Genomic DNA, 19,434 nt, shown 5'->3' with positions numbered 1-19,434 from the left:
GCTACCCGCTCCGCCGGAGCAGGAAGAAGAGGCTGGGCCCGAAGTTGAGGGCGGCCAACGGGCTCTGGATGCGCTGCTCGACCGCCAGCAGGCGGTCCTCGCCCACGCTCCGTTTGAGCCGGCCGCTGCGCATGTTGGACACGGACAGCTTGTCCTCGACCCGCAGCCCGGCGTCAGTGAACTGCCCTACGACGGTGTCGGGATGGTGGTTGACGAAGGGGATGCTGCCCTCGGCCACCTTCTCGGCGGAGCGGATGTCCACGGGCCCGCGCGGGACCCCGCGCAGCCGCTTCGCGTAGCGCAGCTTGTTCAGCATGTGCGCGGAGTTGGCCACCTCGATCAGGGCGCGTCCGCCGGGCTTCAGCACGCGCGCCATCTCGCGCAGCGTGGGGCCGGGGTCGGGCAGGTGGTGCATGACGCGGATCATGGAGATGAGATCGGCCGAGCCGTCGTCCAGCGGAAGGTGGCCGGGGCGCATGTGGTGCGCCGTGATCCCGGGCTGGTCGGCGAGCAGCCGGCCGGCGATGGCCACGTGCTTGGCGCTCGGGTCGAACATCATGACCCGGTCCGCGTACTCCTTGAGCACCGGGCTCAACCGGCCGAACCCGCCGCCCACTTCGCAGACGAGTCCGTAACGGCGGCCGCGGATCAGTCGTTTGACCGCGGCTATCTCCGCCGCGTGTTCGTAGTCGCGCCCCTCCCAGTAGGCGACGTAGTCCTCCGACTCGTCGTCGTACTGATCGCCCCGTGCTTGACCGCTGTCCATGTCGTCCATGTGCCGCCCCCCGCATGTGCGTGTGTGGCGCATCATCTCGGCGGATCCCGGGGGAGGCAACGGCTCCGGCGTGTGGATGCTGCGCGGATTTCCCGGGTGCGGGGCCAGTGGGCCCCGCACCCGGGCGGGATCAGGCGCTGGGCGGTACCCGTCCCGGGCGGCCCGCGCCGCGCGTCAGGCGGTAGCCGCCGATGCCCGCGAGGGCGGCGAGCAGTCCGCCGGCCGCCGTCCACAGCCAGCGGTCCGACCACCAGGTGCCCGACCAGCCGTCGGCCGGGGCGACGCCGGACGCCGTGCCGGCGCCGGGGACGAGCGGCACGGCCAGGGTGTTGTCGGCGGCGTAGGCGCCGCCGACGTCCTTGGCCTCGGCCCGCACGCGTGCCCGTACCGGCTGGCCGAGGTCCTCCTGCGCGAGGTCGGTGACCGTGAGCCGGACGTAATAGGCCCCCGGAAGCGGGTCGTTGGCCCACTGATCGGCGCCCGAACGGACCGGGCGCAGGGTGCACGACAGGTCGACGGCGGCGGCGTCCTTGGCGGCCGTACCGGTCTGCGTGCCGTACATGCAGGGCTGGCGGCGGCGCAGGCCGTCGTACACGTCGAGCTGCCACGTGGAGGCGGAGTGCCGGCCCGTCGCGGCGGGCAGGGTGACCGAGGCCCGCACGGTGGCGCGCTGGCCCGAGTCCAGGGGGAGCACCCAGTAGAGGTAGTCGCCCGTGGAGGCGTCGGCCGTGGCCTCCTGCCCCAACTGGAGCGGGGTGGCGGTACGGAAGGCCGTTCCGGCCTCGGTCGGACCGTTCCCGGTGCCGCTCGGGCTCGGCGACGGCGAGGCCGCCACCCCGAGCAGGCCGCCGCCCACGAGCAGAACGGCGGTCAGCGCGCGTCGCACGCTTCGGTCATGTCTCAGGGCACTCATCAGTTGGTCCTCCAGACCGCGATACGCCAGCGGGAGACCCAGCCCCACACCAGTCCGGCGAGGAGGCCGGTGAGCGCCAGTGCGCCGAGCAGCCACCAGCCGCGCCCGAGGCCGAAGGAGGCCACGTCGGAGGCCGCGTCCGGGCCGTCCACCACGTCGATGGTCAGCTCGAGCGGCATGCCCGGGGTGGTCTTCACCGAGGCGGGCGCCGAGAAGGAGTTGCTGACCTGGAGACACACGGTCTCGGCCGGCTCCTCGTCGTCGGCGCTCCCGGCCTTGGGATAGCGCAGCCCGGACGAGATCAGGTCGGTCCGCCCGTCACCGGCCTCCTGGCCGCGTACGATCTCCCGGCCGCTCAGCGTCGTGGCGCGCAGCAGCACGCCGTAGTCGTTGTTCACGGCGCGGTCGGACCCGATGCTGACCGAGGCCCGCAGTTCCCGGCCCGGTGCCACGGAGACCCGGTACCAGCGGTGCTCACCGAAGCTCTCGCGGTCCGTGTAGAGACCGGGCTTCAACTCCGGTGCTCCCGCGCACTGCTCGGCGCCCTCGGTGGCCACCGGATTGACCACCGGCGTGGCCGCCCGGCCCACCAACTGCTTCACCCTGCCCGAGAGTTCGGCCGTGTGCTGCACGGAGGTGTAAGTACCGCCGGTGGCCTCGGCGATGCAGATCAGCTGGTCGCGGGTCTTGGCGTCGGGAACCAGCCCGAGCGTGTCGATGACCAGGTGGATGCCCTTGGCCGCGATGTCCCGTGCCACTTCGCAGGGGTCGAGCGGGGCGCAGGTGTCCTCGCCGTCGGTGATGAGCACGATCCGCCGGGTGGCGTCGCCGCCCTTCAGGTCCTCGGCGGCCCCGAGCAGCGCCGGTCCGATGGGCGTCCACCCGGTGGGGGCCAGCGTGGCCACCGCCGTCTTGGCCTCGGTCCGGTCCAAGGGGCCCACCGGATAGAGCTGCTTGGTGTCCTTGCAGCCGAGGTTCTTGTCAGGGCCGGGGTAGTTGGCGCCCAGGGTCCGTATGCCGAGCTGCACCTCGTCGGGTACGGCGTCCAGCACCTCGTTGAACGCCTGTTTCGCGGCGGACATCCGGGTCTGTCCGTCGATGTCCCGCGCCCGCATCGAGCCGCTGACGTCCAGCACCAACTCGACCTTGGGCGCTTCCTTCGCCACCGGCTCACCGGCGGCGGCACCTGACGGGAACAACCCGACAGCGAGGGTGACGAACAGGCCGCACGCACTGGCCCTCACCCATCTTCTAGTGATCATCGCCGGATCGTATTGAGATTCCCCGCACCCGCCAAACCGAGCACCTGTTCCCGGACCGCCGGGCGGCGGCGGCACCGGAGCCGGATCGGTGCATCCATAGAATGGCTCTATGCCCCTCTCTCCGCGCGTCCCCGACCTGCCCGCCCTTGACCTGCTGCTCAGCGTCATCGAGCTCGGCAGTCTGGGGCGGGCCGCCGAGGCGCACGGCATCAGCCAGCCCTCGGCCAGCTCCCGCATCCGCTACCTGGAGAAGCTCGTCGGCCTGCCCGTACTGGAACGCTCCTCGCTCGGCTCCAAGCCCACCCCGGCCGGGGCACTGATCGCCGAGTGGGCCCGGACCGTGATCGACGCGGCGCACGAGCTGGACGCCGGCATCGGCGCCCTGCGCGAACGGCGCAGCTCCCACCTGAAGGTCGCGGCCAGTCAGACGGTGGCCGAGTACCTGGTCCCCAAGTGGCTCATCGGGCTGCGGGCGCAGCACCCCGCCACCAGCGTCGCCCTCGAATCGGGCAACTCCGCCGACGTGGCCCGCGCCGTCCTGGACGGCCGCGCCGAGCTGGGCTTCATCGAGAGCCCCCGCGCGCCGAAGGGGCTGGAGAGCCATGCCGTGGCCAGGGACCGGCTCCTCGTCGTGGTGGCGCCGACGCACCCCTGGGCACGGCGCACCGCCATCACCCGCGACGAACTGGCCGCCGCCCCGCTGATCCAGCGGGAGCCGGGATCGGGTACGCGCACCGCCTTCGAGCGCGCGATCACGGCCCACCTGCCCGACTGGAAGCCCTCCGCCCTGCTGGAACTGGCCTCCACCACCGCCATCAAGACCGCCGTGGCCGGAGGCGGCGGCCCCGCCGTGCTCAGCTCGCTCGCCGTCGCCGACGAGCTGGCCGCCGGCACCCTGCGCTCCCCGGCCGTCACCGGTCTCGAACTCGGCCGCTCGCTGCGCGCCGTCTGGCCCACCGGCCGGCGTCCGACCGGGCCGGCCCGGGACCTGTACGCCCTGGCCCGCAGGCAGCTCGCCGCGGGTGCACAGGCGGCGGAAGGTCATAGATCTGCTCTATGGATCCATCGATCCGTTGCCGCTACCGGGCCGGAACTGCCCGCCGGAGGATGAAGGCGTAAGCCTCCGATGAAGCAGGGAAACCATGTACACCATCCTCTTCCTCCTGATCTCCGTATGCGTTCTGGCGGTGGTCCGTGACGGGCCGGGCAGGACACGTCTCCTGCTGTGGGCGGGAACACTGAGCGTCACGTTCCTCGCCTTCCTCCCCCACCTCGACCGCGCCTTCGACCTGAGCTTCTGAGCCTGAGCTTCTGAGGAGGAGCAGGAATGTCCATCGCCGCACCCACCGCACCCACCGCACCCATCGAAACCACCGCCACCCCCGCAGGGGCCCGTACCGACGGGCTCACCCGGCGCTTGGGCCTCTGGTTCGCCCACGCCTACGTCCTCGGCATGTGCGCCACCATCGGCGGCGCCTACGTCTTCCAGTTCGGGCTGTGGGAATACCCCTGCCCCATGTGCCTCCTGCAGCGGATGTTCATGCTGCTCAGCGCCATCGGGCCCGCCATGATCATCGCCCGCTCCCGCAGGGGGCCGGTGACCACCGGGGAGTTCGCCTCCGGCTGGGGCGTCGCCATCGTCTCGGCCCTCGTCGGCGGGACCGTCTCCGGCGCACAGGTACTGATGCACATCGCCCCCGGGGACCCGGGGTACGCAGGCGCGCTCTTCGGCCTGCACCTGTACACCTGGGCCGCCATCACCTTCTTCCTGGCCGCCCTCGCCGCCGGCGTCAACCTCGTCCTGGCCGATCAGGCCGGACCCCTGGACGCCGCGGCCGGCTCGCCCGCCCTTCGCCGCGCCGCCACCCTCACCCCGGCTGTCCTGGCGTTCTTCGCCGTCAGCAACTTCGTGGCCTGCTTCTTCCTGCAGGGATTCCACTGGCAGATGCCCGGAGACCCCACCGGCTACCAGTTCTTCACCGACCTCTTCTGATCCCCCCTGCACATGCCGATTCCCCGGCCGGCCATCCGCCCCGGCACGGGGCATCGGCAGGCCCGGACCCCGCAGGACCGGACCCCGCAGACCCGGATCCGCTACGTGGCCGGGGCGAGGGTCCCGGCGAACAGTCCGCGCAGCGTCCGGATCCCGGCCGTGAGCCAGGCCACCACGAGGAACACGTACAGCCCGCCCGCGAGCCAGGCGCAGGCGGCCAGCCCGGTGTGCCGCGCGAGTCCCTCCGCGCCGGTGACGCAGGTGCCGACGGGGAAGGTGAGGGCCCACCAGGTCATCGAGAACCCCATGCCCTGGCGCCGGGCCCGCAGGACCACCGCGCCCGCCAGCGCGAACCACAGCAGGGCGAAGCCCATCGTCGGCACCCCGTAAAGCACCGCGAGCATCCTGAAGCCCTCGGCGTAGGGGGCCGGGAGCACCTGCGGCGCGGCATCGGCGAAATTGTTCGCCGCCGTCGTGGACTGCCCCAGCGGGCCGAGCACCAGGAAGAGCGTGGGCGTGAGGGCGAGCGGCAGCCGCGGGCCCGCCAGCAGCCGGGCGAAGACGATGGGCAGCAGGCACAGCGTCGCCAGCAGGCTCATCCCGAACATCGCGTAGCAGCCGAGCAGGAGGGCCTGCTGCCACTGGCCGGCGGGCAGGTGCGGGATCAGGAGCGGTCCGAGCGCGGCGGCGACCATGGGCGCGACCACGGGCAGGATCCACACCGGTGAGGCGCTGCCGGGCTTCAGCTCGTGCCGCAGCGCCATCAGATAGGGGATGGCGGCGGCCACCAGCAGCCCGACGGCCGTGCCGGCCGTGTAGAGGACCGCGTCCACGGCGACGGCAGCGCCCAGCCCGATCCAGTCCTTGCCGATCAGCAGCGTGCCCGCCCCCACCGCCAGCAGGGCCATGGAGAGGCAGCCGTAGAACGGTGCCACCGTCGGATCGAGCAGATGGGCACGCGCCTGGTCGCCGTGGCGGGCCCAATGGACCGTCCGGGTGACGAGGAGCACCGCCAGCATCACCGCGGACAGGGCCCAGACCATCGTGCACGCCGTACGCAGCCCCGGGACGTGCCAGGGCAGGGCCACGCCGGCGTTGGCCACGATGGCCGTGCCCATCACGCTCGCGTACCAATTCGGGCCGAGCTGTCGCACGCGCGAGCCCCGGGATCCGGTCAGGGCGGGGAGTGAGGAACCGGTCCGGGAGGGTGCCGTCATACGTCAACGGTGACCGGACGCGCTCACCCCGACCAGTCGGCGCCCTGGCGGACGGGGTCGCGGGGCGCCGGCGGGGCGACGGGGAGCGGGAGGTACGGCAGGCCGCGGCGGCCGAGCTTTCCCGCTCTACGGCACCCGGCGCTCGCGTACGTGCCGGCGGGCGACGGTGAAGACGGCCGGGGCGCGCGGCACGCTGATGGCGCCCGCCGCCCGCAGCAGCCAGGACTTTGCGCTCAGGACCCAGTCGGGTCCCCGGTCGGGGTGTTCCGGCGGGGCGGGGACGGGGCGGTGTTCGGGGGGCCCGGCGGGCGGGTGCGCGGACCGTGCTGTCCGGCGCTCGGCCCCGGAGTGACGGGACGCCGGCTCGGATCGGGTTTGCCGGGGTGCTTGGGGGTGGCGGCCCGCGGGTTGCGCGCCGGTGCGGAGGCACCCGGTTCCGGCTCGCCGCTCTGGACGGGAGCGCAGTAGTCCCTGACACCGGACCGGCCGCCCGCCGCCGCGACCAGCGCGGTGAACCGCCTCTCGGCCAGGACCTCCTCGGGGCGCGGCCCCGGGGCGCTGGTGAAGGCCCGGCACAGCTCGGCCAAGTCCGCGGGCACCGCCGCGGACGAGCGGCCGGACGCCCCGGGGGACGGTGCGGGGGACTCTCCGGGGGGCGGCGCGTCCGCGACCAGGGTGTGGGGCGTGGGGGAGGCGGCCGGGAGACCGTGCTCGGGGGCGCCGCCGAGGAGGGTGGGGAGGTTGCCCGTGCCCGCCGCGACGGCCACACCGCCGAGGGCGGCGGCCAGTACGGCGGCTGCGACCTTCGCGCCGAGGAGCGTCACCGGGGTCAGAAACGACCGCCTCGGGGAGGCCGGTACGGGTCCGGACGCGGGCACGGATGCGGGTACGGCCGAGGCGGCGAGGCGAGCGGTCCGGAACATGGCGAGTGCTTCCGGCTCACCGGACAGCTCGTTCTTCCCCGCCGGAGCGGCGGCTGCGGCGAGCAGCCCCGCGAGGGCTTCGTGACGGTCCGAGGTGCCGCGCGAATCCGCCGACTCGGAGATATCGGACGCACCCGGCGTGCCCGAGGCCTGCGACCGGGCTTCGGCGAGCAACTGCTCGGCCGTGGCGCGGTCGATCCGGCGGGATCGGTGGGTGCTCATGTCGTGCCCTTCAGCGTCGGAGCCGTCGTCGGTGTCACTCCTGGGGCGGAAGTTTCTTCGGACCGCCCCGGACCACCCGGTTCGCCCGGTATGCCCCCGCTTCCCGCGGCCTCCGCAGCGTCCGTGGCCTGCTGTTCGAGGAGTTTGGCGAGCTTGCGCAGTCCGCGGTGCGATGCCATCCGTACCGCCCCGGCCCGTTTCCCCAGCACCCGCGCGGCGCCGGCCGCGTCCAGGTCCATGACCACCCGCAGCAGCACGGCCTCCGCCTGGTCGCGGGGCAGGAGGGAGATCAGGGCGAGTGCCGCACCGGTCCCCATCGTGGTCAGCGCCGCCCCCTCGGTGTCCTCCGTGGCCGCCCGGTCGTGCAGGTACTCGACCGGTACGCTCACGGCCGGCCTGCGGCGGCGTCGCCGCAGCAGGTCCATGGCCCGGTTCCGGCCGATCGTCGACACCCAGCCGCGGAACCCGTCGAAGTCCCCGGTGAACGAGCCCAGATCCCGGGAGATCTGGAGCCAGGCCTCGGACGCCACGTCCTCCGCGTCCTCGCCGACCAGGACGGTCAGGTAGCGCAGGAGCACGGGCTGTACCGCACGGAACAGGGCCTGGAAGGCCGCCTCGTCCCCCTGCTGCGCCGCCAGGACGGCGCTCGTCATGTCTCCCGGGGAGCCCTGGGTTCCCGGGGCACCCCGGGTCCCCGGTATGCCCGCTCCGCTGTCGGCTCCGCCGAACTCCTCCGCACTGTGCACGCGGGACATCATGCGCCACACGGGCCGGGGTCTCATCCCGGTCGCGACGGCCCGCTTCCGGCCGGGCTTCCGGCCCGCCTTCCGGCCCCGCTTCCGGCCCCGCCGTAGCCCCGGCCGTAACCCGGCCGCCGTCGCCCGGGGGACGCGGCGGATCAGTTGGCTCGCTCCAGGGCTGGTCAAAGGCGGGGACGTTGAGCAAGGATCGCGTCCGCACCTCACCCCGCACGTTCTTCCGGCATCACACGTCCCTCACAGGAGGATGTCCATGCCCCGCCGTACCTCCCGCGGCCGTACCGCTGCCGTGATCGCGTCCCTGACCCTGCTCGGTCTGGCCGTACCGGCCTCGGCCGACGCCTCGGCGCCCGCGTCGGGTCTGCCCCAAGGGCGCGTCTTCATGGTGAACCCCGTCCAGTCCACCGGTGATCAGACGCTCGTCGACGCCAAGGACTCGGCCGCCGCCGTACCCGACTCCGCCTACGCCTCGGCCGCGCTCCGCAACCTGGACGGCAGCGGGGCCCTCTCCGGCCGGTGGGCGTACATCAGGTCGGAGACCGGAGCGCCCGCGGCCGCCCAGGACGCGGGCCGCTACAACCGCGCCGACGACGGGTTCGAGCAGGTCATGGCCTACTTCTGGGTCAACGAGGCGCAGGAGTACCTGCAAGGCCTCGGCTTCGGCAGCGAACTGCCCGGGGCCAACGACCGCGCCCAGCCGGTCCGCATCAACCAGTGGGGCGCCGACAACTCCTTCTTCACCGACAAGAAGGCCGAGATCCGCTTCGGCAAGGGCGGCGTCGACGACGCCGAGGACGCGGAGGTCATCGTCCACGAGTACGGGCACGCGGTGCACCACGCGCAGGTCCCCGGCTTCGGCACTTCCCCGGAGGCCGGGGCGATAGGCGAGGCCTTCGGCGACTACCTGGCCGTCTCGGTCGGCGACCACGCCGCGGCCGTCCGCGGCTGGCCGCGCGGGACGGACCCGGCGTGCGTGGCCGACTGGGATTCGGTCGGCTACAGCGCGGCCCCGCACTGCCTGCGCCGCATCGACGGCGACAAGGTCTACGCGGACCGCACCGGCGAGGTGCACGAGGACGGCGAGATCTGGTCCCGAGCCCTCCTCGACATCCGCGGGGCCCTGGGTGCCAGGACGGCCGACCGCATCATCGTCAACGCACAGTTCGACTTCGCCCCCGACACCAGCTTCCGGGACGCGGCGCTCGCCACGATCGCCACCGCGCGGAGCATGTACGGGACGAGCGCCGCGGATGCAGTCCGGACGGCGTTCAGGGACCGCCGGATCCCCGGAATCGGCTAGGCAGTCTCCGAGGACCGAGGGCCGAGGACCGGGGACCGAGGACCGGGGACCAGGCCCGGTCACCGGGAATCGCCTCGTCCCGTTGCCGTTCGACCCTAGACCGGGGAGGGTTCGACCGAGGACCACCCCTTGGCGGTGGGAGTGAAGACGATTCCGCCCACCACCAGGAAGCCGGACGGGCCGTCCGTCCCGGGGCGGACGCCGCCCGGGACGGTGAAGCGGCCCGTCTGCTTGCGGGAGGCCAGGTCGATGACCACCCCCGCGGTCCGGCAGCGTACGTACGCCAGCCCGTCGGTCACCACCACCGCGTTCGCGGCCTCCGGGCGCTCCGGGTCGGTGCACTCCTTCGCCAGCGGAATCCGCCACACGGCGCCGCCGGACTCCTGGTTGAGCTCCATGAAGCCCGGTTCGCCGCCCGCCGCGGTCGCCATCAGGTACACCTTGTCCCCGGCCGCGGCGGGCCCGGACAGGGTCGTTCCGGCGTACGGCAGGTCGGCGCTCCGCCGCTGGGCCGGCTCACCGCGCAGCACGCCCGCTCCGTTCTCCTTGCTGCACAGGAAGACGGTGGCCTCGTACAAGTCCCTTGCCAGCGTCAGTCCGCGGGTCTCGCACGTCCCCGGCATCGCGAAGCGGGTGCCGTCCTGGGGCGTCCCGAACGGCAGCTTCTTGCCCGTGGCCCCGTCGAGGGCGGTCACGAAGGTCTGGAAGCCCATGTCGGGCTTCTGGGTCCGCCCTTGTACGTACACCCGGTCCCCGTCGACGCGCAGCGCCGGGTAACCGTCCTCGGACCCGGACACAGCCTGCTGCCACAGGAGCTTCCCGTACCGGGTCTCCAGGGCGGTGACCGTGCCGGACGCGGAGACGGCGAACACGCGGCTGCCGGCCGAGTCCAGGACCGCCCGCTTCAGCTTCTCCTTGGTGGGGAACTCCCAGCGGGGCGTGCCGTCGACGAGGTCCAGCGCGGTGAACGCCTTGCTGCCGGGCACGATCACCGTGTGGGTGCCGGTGACCGCGCCGGGGGCCACGAGGGGGGCCTGCCCTTCCACGGAGTCCTGCAGCAGCTGCCCCCACAGGAGCTCGCCGGTCGCCGCGTTGAACCGGCTGAGTCCGTCGCCCGGAAGCTCCTTGGCGGGACGGGGCTGCGTACACACCAGTGAGGAGTCCGCGTACACGCAGGCCCCCTCGTCCTTCGCGCCGTCCCAGGCCCGCCATCCGGCGGGGCGCCGGGCGGGCGTGTCCGCGTAGGCCCGGCTGCCGGCCGGGCTGCCGCCGTCGGTGGCCACGTAGGGGGCCAGGGTCCCGGTGACAGACGGCCGGGAGGGCGTACGCGTGGCGGGGCCGGAGGCGCCGGGGGACACGGAGGGCCCGGTGGACGACGCGGGGGCCTTGGCGTCGTCCCGCGTGCCGCCGTCCCGCGGGGCGAACCCCAGGAAGTAGCCGCCGCCGACCAGCAGCGAGGCCACGAGCAGCCCGGTGAGCAGGGCGCGTCTGCGCGGCCCGGACACCCGCCGGAGCCGCAGGCCCGCCGGGTCTGCGGCGGGGCCGGTCGGTGGCCCCGACGGCCGGGTGAGCAGCCCTTCGAGGTCCTCGGCCCCCTCCGGGGGCGCGGCGGTCGAGCCCGCGGGGCCCCTGGTTCCGTCCGCGTCCGCCCTTGAGCCGGCTCGCGCGACGGCACCGGCCGCCGGCTCCGCTTCGGCGCCTGCCCGCGAGCCGGTCCAGGTACCGGCTCCGCGGGGTTTACGGTCCTCCCCGTCCGGGTCACCGTCCTCGCGGTGCGGGTTCTCCCAGTCGGCCGCCGGGATCCGTGCCAGCGCGGCCAACAGCTCGTCCGGTCCCGGCCGGTCTGCCGCCTCCTTGGCCAGGCACGCCCCGACCACGGCCCGTAGCGCATCGGCCAGCCCCGCGATGTCCGGCGCCTCCGACACCACGCGGTAGGCCGTCATGTAGTGCGACTCCGCGTCGAAGGGCCCCCGCCCGGTCGCCGCGAACACCAGCACCGACCCCAGCGAGAACACGTCCGAGGAGGCCCGCACCCGGGCCGGAGCCGACAACTGCTCGGGCGACATGTACGGCGGCGTCCCCAGGATCTGCCCGGTCGAGGTCAGGGTCTGCTGCCCGGCCGCCCGCGAGATCCCGAAGTCGATGACCCGCGGCCCGTCGTCCGTCAGCATGACGTTGTCGGGCTTCAGGTCCCGGTGGATCACCCCGGTGGTGTGCAGCTCGCGCAGCGCCTCCACCAGTCCCAGCGCGAGCACGCGCAGTTCGCTCCCGCGCAGCGGCCCGTCCGCCTTCACCCGCGCGCCCAGGGTCCACCCCGGCACCAGCTGGGTGGCCATCCAGGGCCGCTCCGCGTCCGGGTCGGCATCCACCACCGCGGCGGTGAAGGCCCCGCTCACCCGCCGGGCGGCGGCCACTTCCTGCCGGAACCGGGTCCGGAACTCCGGGTCGTCCGCGAACTGCTGGTGCACCAGCTTCACCGCGACGAGCCGCCCCGAAGCGGCCCGCCCCGAGTACACCGTCCCCATCCCGCCGGAACCCAGCCGGGCGATCAGGACATACCCGCCGATCGCGCGCGGATCCCCGTCCCGCAGTGTCATGTCCCGTCCCGCCCACCCGAGTACGTCCGTCGGCGGCACCCTACCCCGGACCTGCGCAATCACAAGGTGAAGGCACCGGGCACGCGCCGAACCGCATGCGTCACGCCGAGCGCAAGGCGTCCGTGGGAGAGGCCCGGGCGGCCCGCAGTGCGGGGTAGAGCCCGGCGAGCGCGGCCACCCCCACCGAGACCGAGGGGCCGGCGACCAGGGTGTAGGGCGGGATGGCCGCCGGCCAGCCCTGGACCAGCGCGTAGCCGTACACGGTCAGGCTGCCGAGGAGCAGCCCGCCCATTCCGCCGATGAAGCCCATCAGCACGGCCTCCAGCAGGAATTGCGCCGAGATCTGGCCGCCCCGGGCGCCCAGGGCGCGGCGCAGCCCGATTTCGCCCCGGCGTTCCATCACGCCGACGACCATGGTGTTGGCGATCCCCACGCCGCCCACCAGCAACGCCACGCCCGCCAGGACGAGTACGAGCGCGGTGAGGCTGTTCTCCGTCTCGGTGCGGGCCAGGAGGAGATCGGAGGGCCGGCTCACCGCGACCATGGTCGGGGTGCTGGGGTTCGCACTGGCCGCGGCCACCGCCTGGACCTGGGGCACGCGTTCGGAGTGCGACCGCAGGTAGACGGTCGCGGCGCTCCCGTCCGCCCCCAGGTGGGCGACCGCCTGGGGCCAGCCGACCAGGGCCGCGGTGCCCAGCTCGGGGGCGAGTTCGTTCGGGGCCAGGAGGCCGAGCACCCGGTACCACTGCCCGCCCAGCCACACCCGCTCGCCCGGCCCGGTGACGCCGAGGCGCTGGGCGGCCCGGCCGCCGAGCACGGTCACCGGGAGGTTCTCGCTCGCGGCGTCCAGCCAACGTCCGCTGTGCAGTTCGGCGCGCAGCACCTCCAGCAGGTTCAGGCGCGCGGCCAGCACGGTGAGGCTGCCGGTCTGCTGCGCCGGCACCAGGTCGTTGCGGTACACCTGGGCCTTGGTGGCCCCGGTGGCGGTGGTCCGCTGCACGGGCGCGATGGCGGAGAGCATCTTCTCCGCGGTGAGCGGGAGCGGCACCGGCTGCTGGTCGGGCCCCTTGCCGGGCGCCACGGTGATCAGGTTGGAGCCGAGCTGGTCCAGCCGTGCCAGCAGGTGCTGCTGGTTGGAGTTCGAGATGCCGGTGACGGCGACCACGGCGGCGATGCCCAGCGAGATGCCCAGTGCGGACAAGGCGGTACGCACCTTGCGGGTGCGCGGCCCGATCATGCCCAGGCGCAGCAGGTCCGTGGGGCGCAGCCGGGTACGAGGCGTCTTCATCGCTGAGCCCTTCATCGCTGAGCCCTTCACGGCTCGGCCCTTCATCGGTCGGCCCTTTCCCGACCGGCTCCGACGGGCTCCGGGACACGTTCGTCGAACTCGATGCGGCCGTCATGGATGCCGACCCGCCGGGGGAACGACGAGGCCAGCGCACGGTCGTGGGTGATGACCACCACCGTGGTGCCGTCCGCGTTCAGGGTGCGCAGCAGCTCGACCACGGCGGCGCCGGAAACGCTGTCCAGCGCCCCGGTGGGCTCGTCGGCGAGCAGCAGTGCCGGACGGCCGATCAGCGCGCGGGCGATCGCCACGCGCTGCTTCTCGCCGCCGGAGAGCTGGTCGGGGCGGTGGTCCAGCCGGTGCCCGAGCCCCACCGAGCGCAGCGCCTCGACGGCCCGCGCGCGCCGTTCGGAGACCGGCGCCCCGGCGTACAGCAGCCCGGTCGCGACGTTCTCGACGGTGGTGAGCCCCGACAGCAGGAAGAACTGCTGGAACACGAAGCCGATCCGGTGCGCCCGCAGTGCGGCCAGCTCCCGGTCGGAAAGACCGGCCAGATCGCGGCCCTCGAAGCGGAGACGGCCCGAGGTGGCCCGGTCGAGCGAGCCGAACAGCGCGAGGAGGGTGGACTTCCCGGAGCCGGACGGGCCGACGACGGCGAGGAGTTCACCGGCTTCGACGGTGAGGTCGATGCCGTGCAGGACGCGCAGTGGGGGCGTGCCCGGGTACTCCTTGACGATGGCGGACAACTCCAGGACGGGGGCGGCGTTCGCCGCGAGGGGAGCCGTCACTTCGGGATCACCACCTGCGCGCCGGGCCGGACGTCGCCGGTGATCTGCGCCTTGGCGTCGGCGATCAGGCCGAGCTGGACTCTGACCAGCCGGGGGGCGGGGCCGTCGGAGACCCGTACGCCGTAGCCGCCGCCGTCCAGGGCGAGCAACGCGGTGACCGGAACGATGAGCGCGTGCTCGGCGGTGTCGCCCACCACGGTGACGGTGACCGCGGACTGCCCCGCCCGCTGCGCCTGTTCCTGGCCGTCGAGCACGATCGTCACGGTGGTCTTGGCTCCGCCCTGACCCTGGCCCTCGCCGGACCCGTCCTCCCCGCCGGAGCCGGAGCCGGAGCCTCGGATCAGCGAACGGATGTGGCCCTCGACGGCGGAGCCGTCGGCCAGTTTGACCCGGACCCGCCCGTCCGGCTTGAACCGGGAGAGCTGGTTCTCGGCCGGCCGAGCGGTGACCACGAGATCCTCGCGGGTGACGGTCATGATCGAGGAACCGCCCAGGGCCGCGCCGAGCTGCGCCCCGACCTGCTGCACGCGTACGGATTCCTGCGGCAGCATCGTGATGCCGCCGAGGGGGACCGTGCCGGTCTCCTTCAGACCCAGGGACTTCTGCCACCGCTTCACGGCGGTGGCGGTGTCCGGGGTGAACTTCTGGTCTGCGGTCAGGCCGAGTCCCTTGGCGTGGCCCAGCCGGAGCAGGTTGCGCTCGAGCTGCTCCACGTCGGAGCCGGCGGGAACACCGGGGCCCAGATCGCGCCACATCGGGCGGTCGCCGACCATCAGGACCACCGGCTGTCCGTCCACCTCGTAGAGCTTCTGTCCGGCCCTGACGAGGGCGCCGACGGCCGGGAGCCCCGTGAGGGTGCCCTTGGCGGCCGGGAGGACGGGGGCGGGCGCGTCGTACACGAGCGAGCCGGTGAGCTGGATGCTGCTGGACAGCGAGCCCTGCTCCACCGGTGCGAGGCCGTACTCCACGCCGTCCCGCTCGGTCCCCCCGGTGCCGCGGTCCCACGGGCGGGCGACGGCGACAGCCCCGGCCCCGGCCACCACGGCGACGAGCAGCAGCGGGACGAGGACCCTGCCGCGCTTCTTCCCGCGCGCTACGGGTTCCGCGGGTGCCGCGGTCCGAAGGGGTTCGAGGGGTTCAAGGGGCTCCACCGTGCGGGTCACGCTCACTCACCGATCCGGTAGCCGGGCAGCGGGAACTTTGCCTCGCAGGCGCGCGAGGCGGCATCCCACTTGACTGCGTCGAACAGGGCGCGCGGGACGATGACCGTTCCCTCCTTGGGGTCCGGGTCCGGCATGTCGGCGTATCCGTTCTTGCGCGCGCATTCGACCCACTTGCGGGCCATCTCCAGGAACTTGGCGTTGTCGGCCTGCTGGACCTGGTGGATGCCGGGCACCTTCTCGTCGCACAGCCGGGCGGCGGCGTCGTACCCGGACGGCATGCCCGAGTCCGTGCTCGCGGCCGGAAAGCCGATGTTGCCGTCCTTGTCCTGCTCGACGCTCGTCTGCCCCTGCTGGTGCATGCAGTCCACCCAGGCCCGGCGGACCGCGTTGTCGTCCTGTGGCTTGACCTGCCCCCCGCGCTCGCCTCCGGCGACCTCGGGCACCGGGGCGGAGGCCGAGCAGCCTGCCAGGGCCAGCACCACCACCGCCGCGGCGGCCGCGGCGGGCAGCGCGCGCACGCCTCGTGGCCCTCGTGGCCCTCGTCCGGACCGTTCGCGTATCGCGGCGGATGAGCTTCGCATGTCCCACACTCCCTGGGCGTTCCCGATGAACGCCCAAGTTCTACGGGCCGCGCGGTGAGCCACCTGTGATCGCGCGCCTAACCACCGGCTAACCCGCCTGCGGGCAGGCTGGTCTCCGGCGCCGGCCCGGAAGGAACAGCGGCGGCACGGGCGAACGGAGCGGGACGCGATGCGGGTGCTGATTGTCGAGGACGAGCGGGAACTGGCCGTGATGCTCGCCGAAGGGCTCCGCGACGAGGGGATGCTCTGCGACCTCGCCCACGACGGCCTGGAGGCGCTCCGGCGGACCGGCGAGGCCGACTACGACGTGGTGATCCTGGACCGGGACCTGCCCGGACTGGGCGGCGACGCCGTGTGCCGCGCGCTCGCCGCGATGGGCCATCCCGCCCGGATCCTGATGCTCACCGCCGCGGACACCCTGTCCGACCTGGTCGAAGGCCTCGGCCAGGGAGCCGACGACTACATGACCAAGCCCTTCTCCTACCTGGAGCTCGTCGCCCGGCTGCGTGCGCTCGGCCGCCGCTCCGCGCCCGGCCGGGCCGAGGTCGTGCTCACCCGGCGCGGAATCAGCCTCGACACGGTGCGCCGAGTCGCCGAACGCGACGGCCGCCCGCTGCACCTGACGCCCAAGGAACTGGGCGTCCTGGAACTGCTGCTGGCCGCGGACGGCGCCCCGGTCACCACCGAGGAGCTGCGGGAACGGCTGTGGGACACGGGACTCGACCCGGCCACCACGGCGGTCCGCGTCACCGTGCACGCGCTGCGCCGAAAGATCGGCGACCCGCCGCTGATCGTGCACGACACCGGTTACGGATACCGGCTGTGAGCCGCTTCGGCCCCGGCCGCCTGCCGCTGCGCGGCCGGCTGACCCTGGTGACCACGGCCGTCTTCGCCGTACTCGGCTGCGGGGTGCTGGCGCTGAACTGGCTCAGCTCACGCCAGCTCATCGAGGCCAACCGCGACCTCATCACGCAGGCCGTCGGGATTCCGGAACCGCCGCTCCCCGACCCGGCGCCCGCCGACCTGCCCCCGGGATCCACCGAGGCCGTCCTCACGACCCCGGCACGGGCCTTCGACCACTTCCAGAACGCCATCCTGGGCGACCTGCTGACCCGCTCCGTGCTGCTGCTCACCGTCTTCACGGCGCTGGCCGCCCTGCTGGCCTGGTGGGCGAGCCACCGCTCCCTGCTCAGGCTCCACCAGGTGACCGCGGCCGCACGGCGGATCAGCACCGGCAGCAGCCTGGACGAGCGGCTCGCACTGGACGGTCCGTACGACGAGATCCGCGAACTCGGCGACACCTTCGACGCCATGCTCGACCGGCTCGACCGCAGCTTCACGGCCCAGCGCAGCTTCACCGCGCACGCTTCGCACGAGCTGCGCACCCCGCTGACCGTACTGCGCACCGCGCTGGAGATCCCCTTGGCCCGGGGGCGGGTCCCGGACGACCTGCGCCCCTCGGTGCTCCGCGCGCTGGACGCCAACGTGCGGATCGAGCGGTTGATCGCAGCCCTGCTGACCCTGGCGCGCGCCGAGACCGCCGCGCTGGCGCTGCGGTCGACGGATCTGGCGGACGCCGCCCGGGCCGCGACGCGGGAGCTGGCCGAGGAGGCCCGCAGCGCCGGGGTCCGGGTCACGCTCGACGCGGGGACCGCGCCGGTGGACGGGGATCCCGCACTGCTCCGGCAGGTCGCGCTCAACCTGCTGGCCAACGCGGTACGCCACAACCACCGCGACGGCACCGCCGCGATCACGACCGGCGCCGCGGGCGGCACGGTGTTCCTGGAGGTCTCCAACACCGGCCCCGTCCTGCCTCCGGAGGAGGTTCCGGCCCTGTTCGCGCCGTTCCACCAGGGCCGGGAGCGCGGCAGCGGGTTCGGACTCGGACTCGCCGTGGTCCGGGCGATCACCGCCACGCACCACGGCGAGGTCGCGGCCACGCCCCGCCCGGGCGGGGGACTGACGGTCCGCGTCCTCCTGCCGGCCCGCAACAGGCGTGGTGCACAAGGGAGCTGATCGGCCGGGCCGTCTCAGGCGGTCTCCCGGGCGTCCTGCGCGCCGTGGCCGTTCCGTGACCCGTTCGGTGAGTCGTCCCGCGGGGCGTCCGGCGGTACGGGCGCCTCGCGATGTCTGATGTTGACGACCACGGCCTTGGCCAGCGTCAGGGGGTTCAGGAAGCGCACCGGGCCGATCAGGCGGGAGGCGAACAGGTGCATGTGCCGCGCCATCGCCGCATCGCGGGCCGCCGCCGAGAACACCAGCTCCTCCACGGGATTGAACGGACGGGCCTTGGCGAAGTCGACGGCCAGTTGCTGGTGGCCGCTAAGCCGCCACTGGTGTCTGCGCGCGTACCGTGCGAGCGATCTGTCGAGCTTGCCCCGGCCGGTCAGGGCCGGGGCGACGGCCTCGGCCAGCCACTGCGCGCTCTGCAGGGCCCACCCGCATCCCACGCCCCACAGGGGGTCGCCGGTGAGGGCGGCGTCGCCGACGAGGGCCAGGCCCGGTGCGGTCGGCTTGCGCATGAGGAGGGGGTAGTCGACCGCGCCGATGATCTTCGAAACGCGCTCGGCGGAGTCGATGGGCGGCGCTTCGGGCAGGGCGCGGACGAACGCGGAGAAGCTGCCCTCCAGGTCTTCCCGGAAGGCCGGGAGCTTCTCCTTGTCCGGGAGCACCGCGATGACCGTCACCCCGTCGTCGTTCGGGAACGCGTACGCCATGTCGGGTTCGAGGAACCAGGTCTGGCCGACCCCGCCGGGCAGCGGAAGGCCGCGGTAGTGCGCGAGGTAGCCGAACCGCGTGTTCTCGTACTTCCAGGTGCGGAGCCCGGCGAACTCCGCCACGGCCGAGTCCTTTCCGTCGGCGCCGACGACCAGGCGGGCCCGGATCTCGCGCTCGCCGTGCGGGGTCGACGCGCGGACCCCGGCGATCCGTCCGGCTTCCCGGAGCAGCCCGGTCACGCGGTGCCCGAGAAGCAGGTCGACGCCGGGGGTCTGGTCCGCGCGGGACCTGATCAAGGGGTCGAGGGTGCTGCGCCGGACGTTGTACCCGTACGGCAACGCGGGCCCGCCCGGCGCCGCCTTCGGTGTGATCCATCCCCAACGGGTGTACCAGCGGGCCGCGTTGGTGAGGGCTCCCGCCTCCTCCAGGGCAGGGGCGAGGCCGAGTTCGTCCAGCACCGGACGGGCGTTGGCGGTGATGGAGTGGGTGCACAGCACCTTGTACGCCTCGGGGTCCGAGCGGCGTTCCAGCAGGGCGACGCGGACCCCGCGTCGAGCGAGCAGGATCGCCGCGGCGCTGCCGGCGAGACTGGCTCCGCTGATGACGACGTCGTAGTCGTATTCCGCGTTCTCAGGCATGGGCATGCGCTGATCGCCCCCTTCGGGGTGGGTGCCGCTGACGGGAGTGGGAGTGGTGCAGCACCCCACAGGTGTCATGCCCATGAAGGGTTGTCAAGATCGTGCCGATCACGGAGACCGGGCGGGCGGGGCCGGGGCGGGGCGGGGGGGGGGGGGGGGGGGGGGGGGGGGGGGGGGGGGCGCCCCCCCCCCCCCCCCCCCCCCCCACGGCCGGACCTCGGTCGCGGCGGAGCTGGACCTGGGGGGTCCGGGTCAGGCGTTCGCCGAGTCCCTGGGCTTCGAGAACGTCCTGTCCATGGCC

General features: G+C 73.6%; 18 protein-coding genes. 6 read left to right on the top strand and 12 right to left on the bottom strand.

All coding sequences use genetic code 11. From position 1 onward, the window contains the following. Position 1: 1 nt before the first annotated feature. The 3 genes from ACFYM0_RS36300 to ACFYM0_RS36290 all read right to left on the bottom strand — a co-directional run bounded on the left by ACFYM0_RS36300 (position 2) and on the right by ACFYM0_RS36290 (position 2,950). Positions 2–775 carry a class I SAM-dependent methyltransferase gene (locus tag ACFYM0_RS36300; RefSeq protein WP_388509510.1) on the bottom strand — a complete coding sequence of 258 codons (774 nt, stop codon included), beginning with the start codon at positions 773–775 and terminating at the stop codon, positions 2–4. 130 nt (positions 776–905) lie between these two features. Next, positions 906–1,688 (bottom strand): hypothetical protein, encoded by a 783-nt coding sequence (locus tag ACFYM0_RS36295; protein ID WP_388509508.1) that lies wholly within the window; start codon positions 1,686–1,688, stop codon positions 906–908. After that, positions 1,688–2,950: a VWA domain-containing protein gene (locus tag ACFYM0_RS36290; RefSeq protein WP_388509505.1), complete on the bottom strand. Its 1,263-nt coding sequence runs from the start codon at positions 2,948–2,950 to the stop codon at positions 1,688–1,690. Before ACFYM0_RS36290 ends, ACFYM0_RS36295 begins: the two co-directional genes overlap by 1 nt. Before the next feature lie 109 nt (positions 2,951–3,059). Between ACFYM0_RS36290 and ACFYM0_RS36285 the strand changes: the two genes are divergently transcribed. Genes ACFYM0_RS36285 through ACFYM0_RS36275 form a run of 3 tightly spaced genes read left to right on the top strand, consistent with a single transcriptional unit; the run spans position 3,060 to position 4,943 of the window. Next, on the top strand, positions 3,060–4,061 hold the full coding sequence (locus tag ACFYM0_RS36285) for a LysR family transcriptional regulator (protein WP_388509502.1): 1,002 nt from the start codon (positions 3,060–3,062) through the stop codon (positions 4,059–4,061). 31 nt (positions 4,062–4,092) lie between these two features. Continuing rightward, positions 4,093–4,251: a hypothetical protein gene (locus ACFYM0_RS36280; RefSeq protein ID WP_388509499.1), complete on the top strand. Its 159-nt coding sequence runs from the start codon at positions 4,093–4,095 to the stop codon at positions 4,249–4,251. A gap of 26 nt (positions 4,252–4,277) precedes the next feature. Further along, complete coding sequence (locus tag ACFYM0_RS36275) at positions 4,278–4,943, top strand: disulfide bond formation protein B (RefSeq protein WP_388509496.1); 666 nt, start codon at positions 4,278–4,280, stop codon at positions 4,941–4,943. Positions 4,944–5,044: 101 nt separating this feature from the next. Here the strand turns inward: ACFYM0_RS36275 and ACFYM0_RS36270 are convergent, their stop codons facing one another. The 3 genes from ACFYM0_RS36270 to ACFYM0_RS36260 all read right to left on the bottom strand — a co-directional run bounded on the left by ACFYM0_RS36270 (position 5,045) and on the right by ACFYM0_RS36260 (position 8,060). Next, the gene (locus ACFYM0_RS36270; RefSeq protein ID WP_388509493.1) at positions 5,045–6,160 is read right to left on the bottom strand and encodes a TDT family transporter; all 1,116 of its coding nucleotides are present in this window, start codon (positions 6,158–6,160) and stop codon (positions 5,045–5,047) included. Between the two features lie 233 nt (positions 6,161–6,393). Then, on the bottom strand, positions 6,394–7,305 hold the full coding sequence (locus tag ACFYM0_RS36265; RefSeq protein WP_388509489.1) for a hypothetical protein: 912 nt from the start codon (positions 7,303–7,305) through the stop codon (positions 6,394–6,396). Continuing rightward, on the bottom strand, positions 7,302–8,060 hold the full coding sequence (locus ACFYM0_RS36260; protein WP_388509575.1) for an RNA polymerase sigma factor: 759 nt from the start codon (positions 8,058–8,060) through the stop codon (positions 7,302–7,304). The genes ACFYM0_RS36265 and ACFYM0_RS36260 overlap by 4 nt, the downstream gene beginning before the upstream one ends. Positions 8,061–8,316: 256 nt before the next feature. On the opposite strand from ACFYM0_RS36260, the gene ACFYM0_RS36255 reads away from it, so the two are divergent. Continuing rightward, positions 8,317–9,363 (top strand): M4 family metallopeptidase, encoded by a 1,047-nt coding sequence (locus tag ACFYM0_RS36255; protein ID WP_388509486.1) that lies wholly within the window; start codon positions 8,317–8,319, stop codon positions 9,361–9,363. Positions 9,364–9,458: 95 nt separating this feature from the next. On the opposite strand, the gene ACFYM0_RS36250 is transcribed toward ACFYM0_RS36255, so the two are convergent. The 5 genes from ACFYM0_RS36250 to ACFYM0_RS36230 form a co-directional block, all read right to left on the bottom strand. Then, positions 9,459–11,960 (bottom strand): protein kinase, encoded by a 2,502-nt coding sequence (locus tag ACFYM0_RS36250; RefSeq protein ID WP_388509483.1) that lies wholly within the window; start codon positions 11,958–11,960, stop codon positions 9,459–9,461. Between the two features lie 100 nt (positions 11,961–12,060). Further along, on the bottom strand, positions 12,061–13,248 hold the full coding sequence (locus tag ACFYM0_RS36245; protein WP_388509480.1) for an ABC transporter permease: 1,188 nt from the start codon (positions 13,246–13,248) through the stop codon (positions 12,061–12,063). A 41-nt stretch (positions 13,249–13,289) separates the two neighbouring features. Beyond that, on the bottom strand, positions 13,290–14,033 hold the full coding sequence (locus tag ACFYM0_RS36240; RefSeq protein ID WP_388509477.1) for an ABC transporter ATP-binding protein: 744 nt from the start codon (positions 14,031–14,033) through the stop codon (positions 13,290–13,292). Continuing rightward, the gene (locus tag ACFYM0_RS36235) at positions 14,030–15,196 is read right to left on the bottom strand and encodes a peptidoglycan-binding protein (protein ID WP_388509474.1); all 1,167 of its coding nucleotides are present in this window, start codon (positions 15,194–15,196) and stop codon (positions 14,030–14,032) included. The genes ACFYM0_RS36240 and ACFYM0_RS36235 overlap by 4 nt, the downstream gene beginning before the upstream one ends. 2 nt (positions 15,197–15,198) lie before the next feature. After that, positions 15,199–15,714, bottom strand: coding sequence for a hypothetical protein (locus ACFYM0_RS36230; RefSeq protein WP_388509470.1), 516 nt, complete (start codon positions 15,712–15,714; stop codon positions 15,199–15,201). Between the two features lie 232 nt (positions 15,715–15,946). Here ACFYM0_RS36230 and ACFYM0_RS36225 point away from each other — a divergent pair, with 232 nt between their 5' ends. Together ACFYM0_RS36225 and ACFYM0_RS36220 are read left to right on the top strand one after the other, a co-directional pair. Continuing rightward, on the top strand, positions 15,947–16,603 hold the full coding sequence (locus ACFYM0_RS36225; RefSeq protein ID WP_388509467.1) for a response regulator transcription factor: 657 nt from the start codon (positions 15,947–15,949) through the stop codon (positions 16,601–16,603). Next, on the top strand, positions 16,600–17,793 hold the full coding sequence (locus tag ACFYM0_RS36220; RefSeq protein ID WP_388509464.1) for a sensor histidine kinase: 1,194 nt from the start codon (positions 16,600–16,602) through the stop codon (positions 17,791–17,793). Before ACFYM0_RS36225 ends, ACFYM0_RS36220 begins: the two co-directional genes overlap by 4 nt. A 14-nt stretch (positions 17,794–17,807) precedes the next feature. Here ACFYM0_RS36220 and ACFYM0_RS36215 read toward each other — a convergent pair whose 3' ends face one another. Then, complete coding sequence (locus tag ACFYM0_RS36215) at positions 17,808–19,139, bottom strand: NAD(P)/FAD-dependent oxidoreductase (RefSeq protein WP_388509461.1); 1,332 nt, start codon at positions 19,137–19,139, stop codon at positions 17,808–17,810. Between the last annotated feature and the right edge of the window lie 295 nt (positions 19,140–19,434).

Source organism: Streptomyces sp. NPDC006487, from assembly GCF_042870555.1.
Classification (GTDB): Bacteria; Actinomycetota; Actinomycetes; order Streptomycetales; family Streptomycetaceae; genus Streptomyces.
The sequence above is the reverse complement of the archived record's forward strand: the minus strand, read 5'-3'. Positions and strand labels throughout refer to the sequence as shown.